The sequence below is a fragment of the Dokdonella sp. genome, assembly GCF_039926425.1.
Lineage (GTDB): Bacteria > Pseudomonadota > Gammaproteobacteria > Xanthomonadales > Rhodanobacteraceae > Dokdonella_A.
The window spans coordinates 1-12,072 of record NZ_JBDSWZ010000168.1 but is presented as its reverse complement, the minus strand read 5'-3'; the positions used below and the strand labels follow the sequence as shown (position 1 = coordinate 12,072).

The 12,072-nt window shown below is 63.8% G+C and carries 10 protein-coding genes; 6 read left to right on the top strand and 4 right to left on the bottom strand.

Annotated features, from left to right (window positions below):
* The 3 genes from ABIV12_RS10015 to ABIV12_RS10005 all read right to left on the bottom strand — a co-directional run.
* Positions 1 to 576: 5'-nucleotidase (locus tag ABIV12_RS10015; RefSeq protein WP_348058810.1), on the bottom strand; the 576-nt coding region annotated here is incomplete at its 3' end.
* On the bottom strand, positions 557 to 2,473 hold the full coding sequence (locus ABIV12_RS10010; protein WP_348058808.1) for a S8 family serine peptidase: 1,917 nt from the start codon (positions 2,471 to 2,473) through the stop codon (positions 557 to 559). The genes ABIV12_RS10015 and ABIV12_RS10010, both read right to left, overlap by 20 nt.
* Positions 2,474 to 2,576: 103 nt before the next feature.
* Positions 2,577 to 4,151, bottom strand: a complete 1,575-nt coding sequence (locus ABIV12_RS10005; RefSeq protein ID WP_348058806.1) for an SDR family oxidoreductase — start codon at positions 4,149 to 4,151, stop codon at positions 2,577 to 2,579.
* A 204-nt stretch (positions 4,152 to 4,355) separates the two neighbouring features.
* Here ABIV12_RS10005 and ABIV12_RS10000 point away from each other — a divergent pair, with 204 nt between their 5' ends.
* Positions 4,356 to 4,997, top strand: a complete 642-nt coding sequence (locus ABIV12_RS10000) for a hypothetical protein (protein ID WP_348058805.1) — start codon at positions 4,356 to 4,358, stop codon at positions 4,995 to 4,997.
* Between the two features lie 10 nt (positions 4,998 to 5,007).
* On the opposite strand, the gene ABIV12_RS09995 is transcribed toward ABIV12_RS10000, so the two are convergent.
* On the bottom strand, positions 5,008 to 5,712 hold the full coding sequence (locus ABIV12_RS09995; protein ID WP_348058803.1) for a glutathione S-transferase N-terminal domain-containing protein: 705 nt from the start codon (positions 5,710 to 5,712) through the stop codon (positions 5,008 to 5,010).
* A 146-nt stretch (positions 5,713 to 5,858) separates the two neighbouring features.
* Between ABIV12_RS09995 and ABIV12_RS09990 the strand changes: the two genes are divergently transcribed.
* From ABIV12_RS09990 to msrA, 5 genes are all read left to right on the top strand, one after another.
* A complete protein-coding gene (locus tag ABIV12_RS09990; protein ID WP_348058801.1) occupies positions 5,859 to 6,299 on the top strand; it encodes a hypothetical protein in 441 nt (146 codons plus the stop codon).
* A gap of 184 nt (positions 6,300 to 6,483) precedes the next feature.
* The gene (locus tag ABIV12_RS09985; protein WP_348058799.1) at positions 6,484 to 9,141 is read left to right on the top strand and encodes a hypothetical protein; all 2,658 of its coding nucleotides are present in this window, start codon (positions 6,484 to 6,486) and stop codon (positions 9,139 to 9,141) included.
* A 229-nt stretch (positions 9,142 to 9,370) separates the two neighbouring features.
* Positions 9,371 to 10,417 (top strand): glycoside hydrolase family 5 protein, encoded by a 1,047-nt coding sequence (locus tag ABIV12_RS09980; RefSeq protein WP_348058797.1) that lies wholly within the window; start codon positions 9,371 to 9,373, stop codon positions 10,415 to 10,417.
* Positions 10,418 to 10,908: 491 nt separating this feature from the next.
* A complete protein-coding gene (msrB, locus tag ABIV12_RS09975; protein ID WP_348058795.1) occupies positions 10,909 to 11,358 on the top strand; it encodes a peptide-methionine (R)-S-oxide reductase MsrB in 450 nt (149 codons plus the stop codon).
* Positions 11,355 to 11,876 (top strand): peptide-methionine (S)-S-oxide reductase MsrA, encoded by a 522-nt coding sequence (gene msrA, locus ABIV12_RS09970; RefSeq protein WP_348058793.1) that lies wholly within the window; start codon positions 11,355 to 11,357, stop codon positions 11,874 to 11,876. Before msrB ends, msrA begins: the two co-directional genes overlap by 4 nt.
* Positions 11,877 to 12,072: the final 196 nt, after the last annotated feature.

Genomic DNA, 12,072 nt, shown 5'->3' with positions numbered 1-12,072 from the left:
GCCGCCCTCCTCGCTCACGCGTTCCGATTCGTCGCCGAACAGCACGGCGTCGCCATCGAATGCGATGCGCAGTTGCTCGTACTGGCGCTGCGGCGCCTTCGACGGAAGTATCGTCGCGGCAGCGATGCCGGCTTTCAGCGCCTGCCCCACGCTGTCCGGATTGGCCGACAGGAACAGGTCAGCGCCAAATGCATGCACATACGGGAATGTCGGTGCGCCGCGCGTGAAGGCGGCACGCGAAATTGCCAGGCCGTAGTGCTCGATCGCGTTGAAGATGCGCAAGCCGGTATCGGCGGAGTTGCGCGACAGCAGGATCACTTCGACGTGCGGCGCCTCGGGCGAGGCGCGATTGAGGTTCAACAGTTTCTGCACCAGCGGAAACGCGATGCCGGGCGCAAGCAGATCGTTTTCACGCTCGATCTGATAGCGCGCGAACGCATCGACGCCATCGCGCTCGAACAGGTCGTGGCTTTCGCCAAGATCGAACAGTGCACGCGAGGAGATCGCGACGACGAGGGTGTGACCCCCGGCATCGCGATCGCGCACGGGCATGGACTCAGCGGAGTGCAGCTCCATCGTCGAATCCGTCGTCGAAGATCACGTCGGACACGACGACCTCGAGCGTTGCCACAGCATCGCCCGTGCTCGCGCCTGACGTGGTCTGCAAATCGCCTGCCGGAACCAGATTCACGTAACTGCCTGGCTCTGCGGCTGTGACGTCCACCGTCACCGTACAGGTTTCACCGATGGCGATCTCGGCGCCGGCGACGAGCGAAACGTGCGGCACACCGGGCGTCGCCGTCACGCTGCCGCTGGTGCAAGTCGTCGACTCATTCGCCGGATCCGCAACGACGAGGCCGTCGGGAAACGTGTCGGTGAGTGTGTCCGTCACTGTCGCGGTGTTGGTTCCGGCATTGCCGAGCGTCAACGTCAACGTGCTCGATTCCCCTGCATGGATGGATGCGGGCTCGAATGCCTTCGACAACGTCGGAGCGGCGAGTGCCAACTGTGCAGCGGCGTAGACATCGACGCGCCCGTACCCTGCCTGGTAGTTCGGCCAGTCCGCCATCGTGAGTCCACCACAACCGGAGTTCCCCGGATCGGTGATGCCCTGCCTCGTCGCGCTCGCGCGCAGAAGCTCGCCGACCTGATCGGGGTGGCCCTTGAGCTCCGGCTTCACCGACATCAGAAGCGCTGCCGCTCCGGCAATGTGCGGCGTTGCCATGCTGGTGCCGCTGATCGTGTTGTAGCCGCCGCTTTTCCAGGCCGATCGCACGTTGACGCCCGGACCCGATACGTCCGGCCGGATCAACGACGACGCGAGTACCGGACCGCGACTGGAGAAGCCCGCCATCGCATCGGAACTGTCGGTGGCGCCCACCACGAACGCCGAGTCGTAGATCGCCGGTGGTGAGGTAATCGAACTGCAGCCCGGACCATCGTTGGCGGCGGCCGCCGCGAAGAAGATTCCGCCGGCGACAATGTTGTCGACCGCGGTCTTGATTTCGTCGCCGGCGGTGCAGCCTTCTGAAGGAATGCAGCCCCACGAGTTGCTGACGACGTCCGGAGCACGGTCGGGATCCGGATTCGCTCCGGCCAGATCGGTCGGCGCCATCATCCATTCGATGCACTCGATGTACGTCGCCGGAGTTCCGTCGCCCGCGTCCATGTTGCGACAGCCGATCCACTTCGCGCCCGGCGCAACACCCGTCTGGTTGCTGCCGCCATCGCTGCCAGCAAATGTTCCTGCGGTGTGCGTGCCGTGGCCATTGTCGTCGCAGGGCGCCTGCATGTCGAAACCGCAACTGTTCGCAGCTGCACCGGCATGGATCGCATCGTGCCAGTTGTAGTTGTGGTCGGCAGTGGTTCCATCCCAACCGCGATACTGCGGCTTGAGGACCACGTGGTCCCACTTGTAGCCCGTGTCTTCGCCGGCGATCACCACGCCCTGGCCGGTGTAGCCGAGCGCCCACACCGCTGGCGCGTTGATCTTGTTCACGCCCCACTCGATCGCATTGACCGCGGAGGGTGCCGGTGTTGACGCATCAACGATCGGCAACTTCAGTGCGCTTTTCGTGTTCGCATCAACGCGCGCAACATCGGACCGCGTCGCCAACGCAGCGAGATCGCTCGCCGACACCCGCGCCCAGACGACATTGGAAATCCAGTACGCGCGATGTTCCACGCCGCGGCTGGAGAGCCACGCGACCAGCGAAGCCTGTTGCGTCTGCGCGCGATCGCGCAACGTGTCCACGAGGACCCGACGACGCAGCTTGTAGTCGGCGTTGCCGCGGAGGGGCGCAAGGACCGGGCGGTCCTGGTCTGGCAGCACGATCAGTGTTTCGACACGTCCGTCGCGAACCGCCTGCGCAACCAGCGCCGGGTCGACCTGCGCTGCGAATGCACTGCTGCACGCCAACGCGAGCGCTGCGAGAGGAAATCCACAAGGACCTGCGATCGATCGGCTGCTCATTGAACGTGTACTCCCCAAGGCGTTGGATGGCGAACGGACTGCCGGCCACAGTACAACATCTGCGGGCCGCGTTTCAGCAGCTTCGCGCGGTCGGTCACACGCGTCACCAGTCAGTCGGCCGGTAGTCCTTGAGGAACTTGCCCCATTCGTGCTTGCCGCTATTGAAGCCGGCAATGATCGGATCGACGATGCGCGCTGCCCCATCGACGATGTCGAGAGGCGGGTGGAACCGTTCCTCGACGACCTTGCGTGCGGCAATGTCGGCCGGATCCTCGTCAGTCACCCAGCCGGTGTCGACCGCGTTCATGTGGATGCCGTCGTTGAGGTAATCGAGCGCCGACGTGCGCGTCATCATGTTGAGCGCGGCCTTCGCCATGTTCGTATGCGGGTGCCGGGTCGTCTTGAAGTTGCGATAGAACTGTCCTTCGACGGCCGACACATTGACGATGTGCTTGTCGCGTTCGGGCGTGCGCAGCATCAGCGGCTTCAGGCGCGCGTTGATGATGAAGGGCGCGATCGCATTGACCAGTTGCACTTCGAGCAACTCGACCGACGGCACTTCGGCCATCAGCAGTCGCCACGAGTTGCGACCGCGCAGGTCGACCTGCTGCAGATCCTGATCGAGCCGTCCCTGCGGAAACAGGTGCTGCTGGCTCGCGAATTCGTCATCGAGAAGACGAACCTGGGACAGCTCCGCGGCGCGCGTGAGCCCGGGTAAGCCCTCGTTCGCGATGCCGGATGCAAGCGATGCGATGGCGCCGCTCTCGGGCAACATGTCGTAGCGCCGCAGGCCCTCATAGCGACCGAGCAGTTTTTGCAGGTGCTCGGGCACATCGTGCGTGGCGGCGGTCTCGCCTTCCATCATGTGTTCGTAGAACGCGGGCGGGCGCCGCACGGTCTGGCACGCGTTGTTGACGATGAAATCGAGGCGGTCGCGCGTCGACACCAGCTCGTGGCAGAACGCCTCGACGCTCGGCGTGTGACGCAGATCCAGCCCGAAGATCTCAAGCCGATCGGCCCAGTCGCCAAAGTCCGGCTCCTCGGCGTAACGCGCGGCGGAGTCGCGCGGAAACCGCGTCGTGACCATCAATGTCGCGCCAGCACGCAGAAGCTTCAGACCGGCCTGATAGCCGATCTTGACGCGTCCGCCGGTGAGCAGTGCGACGCGGCCGCGCAAATCCGCAAGTTCACCGCGCTTGGCAAAATTGAACGCGGCGCAGGTCGGGCACAACTGGTCGTAGAAGTGATGGATCAACGTGTACTTCTGCTTGCACACATAGCAGTGCTGCAACTCGATCGATTCACGCCGCTCGGGTTCGTTGTCCTCGCTGTCCTGCGCCACGAACCCTTCGGGAGGAAACACGTTCGGTGTCGTGAAGACGGGTCGGCGCCGCAGCTCGCGGATACCGGTCGCGTGCAGCAACGCTTCCTCGCGTTCGATGCGTGCCGCACTGCGTTCGCGCTCGGCGGCTTTCATGCGCTGGCGACGCGCCACCGGATCGGGCTGGTAAAGCTTCGCAACCGCGGTGTGCAGACGCGCGCGGACATCTCCCGGCAGCGCATCGAGCAGGGTTCGGTCCGCAGCGATCGTCTCGAGTGCAGCAATGCTCTCGATCAGGCGATCGGTGGTCGTTGCCTGCGTGGACTCGGCGGGCGCAGAAGTGGGAATCGTTGTCATGGCGCGGGGGATCATCGGAGGCGAAAGCGAATGTCGGACAGTCCGGACGAGTCGCCTTGCGACAGGCACGCGGATGGGTCCATCGGACGGAGCGGTCGCAAGTCGCGCACGTCGACGGCGGTCCCGGCAGCCCCTTAAGATAACCCAGACCGGTGCCCGATTCCGATGGGCGCCACCCCCACAACCCGTCCGAGCGCCCATCCCATGATCAGCCGCTACCTCCTGCCCACGCTCGGAATGGCTGGCGCGCTTGTCGCGACCAACGCGTCCTCGACCGCGGTGTCGCCATCGCGAAAACCGCAACAAGGATGTGCGTGGGAACAGCGCGTCGACGCAGACATCGGACTGCAGAGCTGGGTGCAGCGCTGCGATTTCGGTTTCCGGAAAATCGATTTCCTTGTGGTCGGCCATTCGCTGGCGCAGCGCTATTCGGACGGTGGAGCGCCGGAGCCGGTAATCGATGTGTTCGATCTTGCCGGAAGTGAATCCCTCGAAGCCGGGATGAAGCGTGTCTTCGCCGCAGCAACCGAAAAAGCCGTGGCAGCGCGATGCGTGCTCGCACCCTTTCGCGCAGAGGGCATCGGGACGCCGATTGGAGTGAAGCGCTACGCGTTTGTGCCCGATGCTGCGTACGGCAAGGAACTGGCCAAGACGCAGGATCCGAACGACATCCCCGAGCCACCGTGCGGGCCGTATGGCGCGAGTGACGACAGCATCGATTATTTCGAAACCCAGCCTGCCGCCGGCAGCCGCCACTTCGTTTACGTGCACGCGGGCCAGGACACGCCCCTGTTCGACGAGGCAACGCTCAAACTGCTGCCGCCGTCGGTACCCGCGCTGCCCTGACTCCGCGGCATCAGGCGCGCGCCGGAATTTCCAGCCCGCGCTTCACTGCCGGACGAGCAAGCCCACGATCAAGCCACGCGGACACATTGCGAAAATCGTCGAATCCGACGAGATCACGCGCTTCGTAGAATCCGATCAGGATGCGCACCCAGCCGAGCGTTGCGATGTCTGCGATCGTGTAGTCGTCGCCCATGACCCAGGCACCGCCGTCCAGCCGTCCGTCGAGCACGCCGAGCAGGCGTTTCGATTCGGTCACATAGCGTTCCAGCGGACGCTTGTCGGCAATCTCCTTGCCGGCAAACTTGTTGAAATAGCCGAGCTGGCCGAACATCGGACCGATGGCTCCCATCTGGAAAAACAGCCACTGGATCGTTTCCCAGCGGCGCGCCGGATCGGCCGGAATGAACTGGCCGGTCTTGTCCGCGAGATACATCAGGATCGCACCCGATTCGAACAGTGCGAGTGGCGTTCCGCCGGGCCCGTCGGGATCGATGATCGCCGGAATCTTGCCATTCGGATTCAGGCGAACGAATTCCGGCAAATGGCTTTCGTTCTTCATGATGTCGACCAGGTGCGCTTCATAGGGAAGCCCTGTCTCCTCGAGCATGATCGACACCTTCACGCCGTTTGGCGTATTGAGCGAATAGAGCTGAAGGCGGTCGGGATGCCGGGCTGGCCATCGCTGGCTGATCGGAAAAGCGGAAAGTCGGGACATGCTTGGCTCCTGGCGAATCGGCGAGATGAATCCTCGATCGGTCGAGCGATCAATCGGACGGAACAGTCACAAACGATGATGGTGGCTCGAGGGAAAAGCAACGCCGCGGACTGTTGTCGCGTGCCGCGATTCCAGCGGGGACCGAAGTGCAGTACCGTTCGATCATGGACGACACGACCCGACGCACGGCCACTCCTCTCATCCGGGTGGTTGCACTGCTGCAGATCAAGCTTCTTCTGAGTGCGGGCCGCGACCTGGTATTGGCGCCCGTTGCGCTTGCGGCAGCAGCGCTCGACCTTGTTTCATTGAAGAAGCAAGAGCCACAGTACTTTCGCGCAGTGCTCCGGTTCGGCCAACAGACCGACGAGTGGATCGACACCTGGTCGCACGGGCGTGGCGACGCCGCGCCGCCGCGCGGAAGCGTCGACGCACTGCTCGCGAGCGTCGAAGATGTGGTGCGCGATCCGCAGTCGGGCGCGCATCGGGCGCGGGTTCTCAAGCGCTGGGCGGAACGTCAGATGTCCCGCGCGCGCCAGCAGACCGCGACTCAACTGTCGACGCGTTCGGGTCCCGAACACCGCGGCTGACGGGCGCGTCGTCGGCAGAGCCAGTCGACCCACTCGAGATGGCCCGCTGGCAGCCATGAACGGCGCATCTCGCTGGAACGATGATGAAAGGTCGACGCGCGATCATCCGCACAGCGTGCGTGCGCCAACCATGGCGCGCCGCAGCCGTCTGCTAGAGTCGGCGATCAAACCAAGGGGATCATCCATGCGCGTCGTACCTTCGCTGCGTTTCTTTGCGGCGGTCATCCTGTGTATCTGTGGTCCAATGTCCGCCGACGCTGTCGCGGCGAACGATGTGGTGACCGAGCGTTACGACGACGCGCGCCTCGGTGCGAACCTCGATGAGACCACGCTGACGACCGCCAACGTCAACCCCGCGCGATTCGGAAAGCTGTGGTCGTACCCGGTCAGCGGCTCGGTCTATGCGCAACCGCTGTACGTGCGCAACGTCGCGATTCCCGGGAAGGGAACACACAACGTCGTCTACATCGTGACGATGAACGACTGGGTGTATGCCTTTGATGCGGACTCGGCCACGACCACGCCGCTGCTGTCTCTGGATCTCACCTCCGAAGTGCCGGGTTCACGTCCGAACACGATGACGGAAATTGGCGTTCCGACCGACAACATCATCGGCAATGTCGGCGTCGAAAGTACTCCACACATCGACCTGGCGAGCAACACGATGTATCTCGTTGCCCGTACGAAAGAGACGGCCCCCTGCATCCCGCCGTTTCCCGGACCCAATCCGACTCCGAACAGCCTGTACTGCCAGCGCTTGCATGCACTGGACATCCGCACGCTGCAGGAGATGCCGAACAGTCCGGTGATCCTCGGCGGCAGCGTGCCGGGAAGCTCGGCGGGAAGTTCAGGCGGCACGCTGACATTTGATCCCAAGATCGCACATCAGCGGGCCAGCCTCGCCTACTCGAACGGGCGCATCTTCATCGCCTGGGCCGGGCACAGCGACCAGTTCAACTATCACGGTTGGGTGATGGTCCACGACGCAACCACTCTGCAGCAAACGAAGATCTGGTCGTCGAGTCCAACGGGCAGTACCAGCTTCAATGGCGGCGGCATCTGGATGTCGGGGCGCGCGCCAGCCGTCGATGCCGACGGGAACGTCTACTACATGGTTGGCAACGGACCCTACGACGTCAGTCACGGCCCCTCCGATCCGGCCAGCACCTTCGGCGAGTCGTTCATCAAATTCGGGCCGACTGCGGATACTCCGCTGCTCGACTGGTTCACGCCGAACGAAGTCGACGACCTCAACGGGTCGGACTCCGATCTCGGCGGCTCCGGGCCGCTGCTGATTCCTGGCACCGACCTCGTTGTCGGTGGTGGCAAGAGCGGCAAGTTCTTCGTTACGCATACCGCCGACATGGGCCATCTCGGCGTTGGTACCGGCAATACCAACATCGTCCAGGCGTTTTCCAATGGCGGCCAGCAGATCAAGGGCGGCACGGTCTACTGGAACCGCGACGGTGGCGTCGGACCGTGGATGTACGTCTGGGCCGACAGCCACAGCACGCTCAAGGCGTACCAGTTCAACATTGGGGGAACCGGAACGTTCACCACGGCTCCCGTCCAGCAATCCACGCTGTTCTCCAACAACGGCTCGGCCGGCGGTGTCATGACCCTTTCCGCCAACGGCAGCACGCCCGGCAGCGGCATTGTCTGGTCATCGATGGCGTTCAGCGGATCGGATCCGAACAGCGGCATCCACCCCGGTGTGTTGCGCGCTCTCGATGCCGACCATCTCACCACTGAATTGTGGAACTCGGAGATCGACCACGCGGCCGACGCGTTGGGCAACTGGCCGAAATTCAGCCCGCCAACGGTGATCAATGGTCGCGTCTACATGGGCTCGTTCCCCGGCGATGGCGTCGGCTCGACCTCGATCAGCACGTATGGCTTGCGACCCACCGCCGACTTCGAGATCGATGCAGCGCCGCCCAATCCCGGCATCCATCCGGGCGACAGCGTCACGTACACGATCACTGCATCGTCGATCGATGGCTTCGCTGGCACCGTGCATCTCGCCGTCTCGGCCCTTCCGCCGGGCGCCACGGCCACATTCACGGGCAATGACTTCGCGCCTCCGGGCAGCGGGACGTTGACGGTGCAGACCGAAGCCGGCACACCGATTAATCCGTCCTCTGTGGTGATCACGGCGACCGCTGGCGCACTCAGCCACACACGCACAGTCGGCCTCCACGGCACCGACGTGGTAGCGGGCAGCGGTACGATCAGCATCGACTTTGTCGGCACCGGCACGCCGATGGACGCCACCGAAACCGCCGGCGTGCTCGCAGTGCCAAACTGGAATTCGCTGGTGGCATCGAACGGCAGCGATGTCGCGCTGGTCGACGAAACCGGCACGGCGACCGCAGCCTCCATCAGCTGGAACGCGCCCGGTCAATGGAAGCCTGCAATTGCCGACACGGCGGGCGACTTCCACATGATGGACGGCTATCTCAATGCGACCGGGACGCCGCTGAGTGTGACGATTGCCGGGTTGCCAGTGGATCCGGCGGGTTACTACGTCACCGTCTACTCCGATGGCGACAACCGCAATGAAACATTGACCACCCGCTACGCCATCACCGGCTCCGGCACGCGTCCCGCGTCGATCGACGCGATCGATTCCGCGGCCACGAATTTCGACGGAAGCTTCGTGCGCGCCGACAACAGTGCCGGCAACTATGTCGTGTTCTTCGTGTCCGGCAACGACTTCACCCTGACCGCGACGCCGGTCGATTCGAGCGGCAGCGGCGCAACGGCGCCGCTCAACGCGATCCAGATCGCGCACGGCGACCGCCTCTTCGCCGATGGCTTCGAGGGTACGGGCACTCGTTGACGAGACCTGGCGCACGTCGCCGGGCAATCAGCCCGGCGACAATGCAGGCGTCCGTATGCGCGGGTTCGGCCGCGATGCTGTTGACTGATGTCGAAGCGGAAGCATCGCGGCTGAAGCCGCTCCCACGACGGAGACAATTGCGGAGGCGGAACTTTTTTCCCGTGCGCACACGCACTGGCACGACGCGGCGCAACCACTGGCCAACACGATGAACCACCGGAGTCGCACCGTGAACCTCCCTGCCATCCGGATCCAAGTCACGCTCGCATCGCTCATCGCGCTGTGCGGGATGACGACGGCCCTCGCCAACACGACTTTCGGAGGCGTCAATCTTTCGAGCGCCGAGTTCGGCAATGCGATTCCCGGCACTCCGAATGTCGACTACACGTGGCCGACGAATGCGGAGCTCGACTACTTCCGCAGTCGCGGCATGAACGTCGTTCGTGTCGCCTTCAAATGGGAGCGGATGCAGGCGGCATTGAACGCTCCGCTCGAGGCGAACTATCTCGCGTCGCTCGATGCAGTCGTCGCACATGCATCGACGATCGGCCTCCATGTCATCCTCGATCCGCACAATTACGCGCGCTATCGAGGCAACGTCGTCGGAACGCCAGACGTTCCCGATTCCGCATTGGCCGATTTCTGGTCGCGCCTGTCGGCGCATTTCGTCGGCAACGACGCACTGATCTTCGGGCTGATGAACGAGCCACACGGCATGCCCACCGAGCAGTGGGCGCAGGCGGCGAATGCCGCGATCGTCGCCATCCGCAGCACTGGCGCGCAGCAGCTGATTCTTGTGCCGGGTAACGCGTGGACGGGTGCACACAGCTGGTCGTCCAACTGGTACGGCACGCCGAACGCGACGGCCATGCTGGCGATCACCGACAGCGGGAGTCGCTTCGCGTTCGAACTTCACCAGTATTTCGACAGCGATTCGTCCGGCACGTCGAGCACCTGCAGTTCCGCCGCGGGCACTGGCGCGAACCAGTCGCAGGGCGTGACGACGTGGATGCGCACGCACGGCTACAGGGGATTCCTCGGTGAATTCGCCAGCGCGGACAACGGCGATTGCAGCGCCGCCGTCAACAGCGCGATGAATCACCTGCGGGCGAATGCCGACGTCTGGCTGGGGTGGACATGGTGGGCCGCCGGACCGTGGTGGGGCGACTACATCTTCACGCTCGAGCCCACCTCGGGATTCAGCGTCGATCGCCCGCAGATGAGCTGGCTGATGCCGTACATGCCGCCGCTGTTCGCGAACGGGTTTGACGACTGAGGGTCCGCGATCGAGGGGCAGATCCATCCGGCGCACGAAAAATGTCGGTTTTGGTCGCCGATTGACGTTTAGTCAATAGCAGGCAGCGATTTGCGAGGATCGCGGCACGCAGGGAGCGACGGATTGCCAAAGGCCGCCATTCGGACGTCGATGACCCGGTGCAACTGGCCGGACCACAACGTTGGCGATCGAAGGACACCTGCCGCAGGACATCAAGAGAAACCACCCGAACGTTCGTCGGCGCCTCGTTCCCCCCGGGCCGAGTCGCGTGGACGACACCTCTGCCGCGCAGCCGCTCCCCACGGCCGCGCGGCTTTTTCATGCGTATTCCGTGGACTCGCGGCGCGTTGAAAGGACGACGTCACCGGTCCGGTCCTGAGTGAGTCCATGCGTGAATGAAGCCCGCATTCCTTGGTGCAGCCTTGCACCATTGCGCGCTTGAAATCGGCGACGGCCGGGCGCAGATCGGACGCTCGAAACCGGAGAAGACCATGCGCACCTACGAGAAGAATCCCGACGTCATTTCGACGCTGAGCCCCGAGCAGTACCGCGTGACGCAGCAGAACGGCACCGAGCGTCCCGGCACCGGCGCGCTGCTCTCCAACAAGGAGCCGGGTATCTATGTCGACATCGTCTCGGGCGAACCGCTGTTTGCCTCGTCGGACAAGTTCGAATCGGGCTGCGGTTGGCCGAGTTTCACCAAGCCGATCGAGCCGGCGAACGTGAATGAGCTGAAGGATTCGACGCTCGGGATGACGCGTATCGAAGTGCGTTCCGCCAATGGCGACAGCCACCTCGGGCACGTGTTCGACGACGGTCCACGCGATCGCGGTGGCCTGCGTTATTGCATCAATTCCGCATCGCTGCGCTTCGTTGCGCGCGATGCGATGGACGCCGAAGGCTACGGCGCGTATCTCGACCAGGTGGAGGACATTCGATGAGCAACGAACGCGCGGTACTCGCTGGCGGCTGTTTCTGGGGCATGCAGGATCTGATCCGACGTCGTGATGGCGTGGTGTCGACTCGCGTCGGCTACACCGGCGGCGAGGTGAAGAATGCGACCTATCGCAATCACGGCACGCACGCCGAGGCGATCGAGATCACGTTCGATCCGGCGAAAGTCAGCTATCGCGAACTGCTGGAACTGTTCTTCCAGATCCACGATCCCAGCACGAAAAATCGCCAGGGCAACGACCTCGGTGCCAGCTATCGCTCGGCAATCTTCTACACAAGCGACGAGCAGAAGCAGGTGGCAGTGGACACGATCGCCGATGTCGATGCGTCCGGCTTGTGGCCGGGAAAGGTGGTCACGGAAGTGGTCCCGGAATCCGATTTCTGGGTGGCCGAAGCGGAGCACCAGGATTATCTGGAGCACTTCCCGACCGGCTACACCTGCCATTTCCCGCGACCGGACTGGAAGCTTCCCGCGCGCACTGCAAGCACCACTGCGAAGGCCTGATGGGCTGACTGTCGGCCGGACGCGCGATCCGCGGCCGGCCTCTTGCGTCGCAAGGGCGCAGAGCTGCCGGCCGACCCTTGGTCGTCCAGCCTTGTATTGTGGATTTGCCTGAGTCGCCCTCGGGCAAAGGGTGGGCGGATGCCGTCCAGCCTTGGTTGCTAGACCGCTCCGTAGATGGTGCAGCGCCCACCCGGTT

Excerpts from the sequence above, each read along its gene's own strand:
- msrB (WP_348058795.1), top strand. The coding sequence starts at position 10,909 with ATGCGCACCTACGAGAAGAATCCCGACGTCATTTCGACGCTGAGCCCC.
- msrA (WP_348058793.1), top strand. The coding sequence starts at position 11,355 with ATGAGCAACGAACGCGCGGTACTCGCTGGCGGCTGTTTCTGGGGCATG.
- ABIV12_RS10010 (WP_348058808.1), bottom strand. The coding sequence starts at position 2,473 with ATGAGCAGCCGATCGATCGCAGGTCCTTGTGGATTTCCTCTCGCAGCG.
- ABIV12_RS10005 (WP_348058806.1), bottom strand. The coding sequence starts at position 4,151 with ATGACAACGATTCCCACTTCTGCGCCCGCCGAGTCCACGCAGGCAACG.
- ABIV12_RS10000 (WP_348058805.1), top strand. The coding sequence starts at position 4,356 with ATGATCAGCCGCTACCTCCTGCCCACGCTCGGAATGGCTGGCGCGCTT.
- ABIV12_RS09985 (WP_348058799.1), top strand. The coding sequence starts at position 6,484 with ATGCGCGTCGTACCTTCGCTGCGTTTCTTTGCGGCGGTCATCCTGTGT.
- ABIV12_RS09995 (WP_348058803.1), bottom strand. The coding sequence starts at position 5,712 with ATGTCCCGACTTTCCGCTTTTCCGATCAGCCAGCGATGGCCAGCCCGG.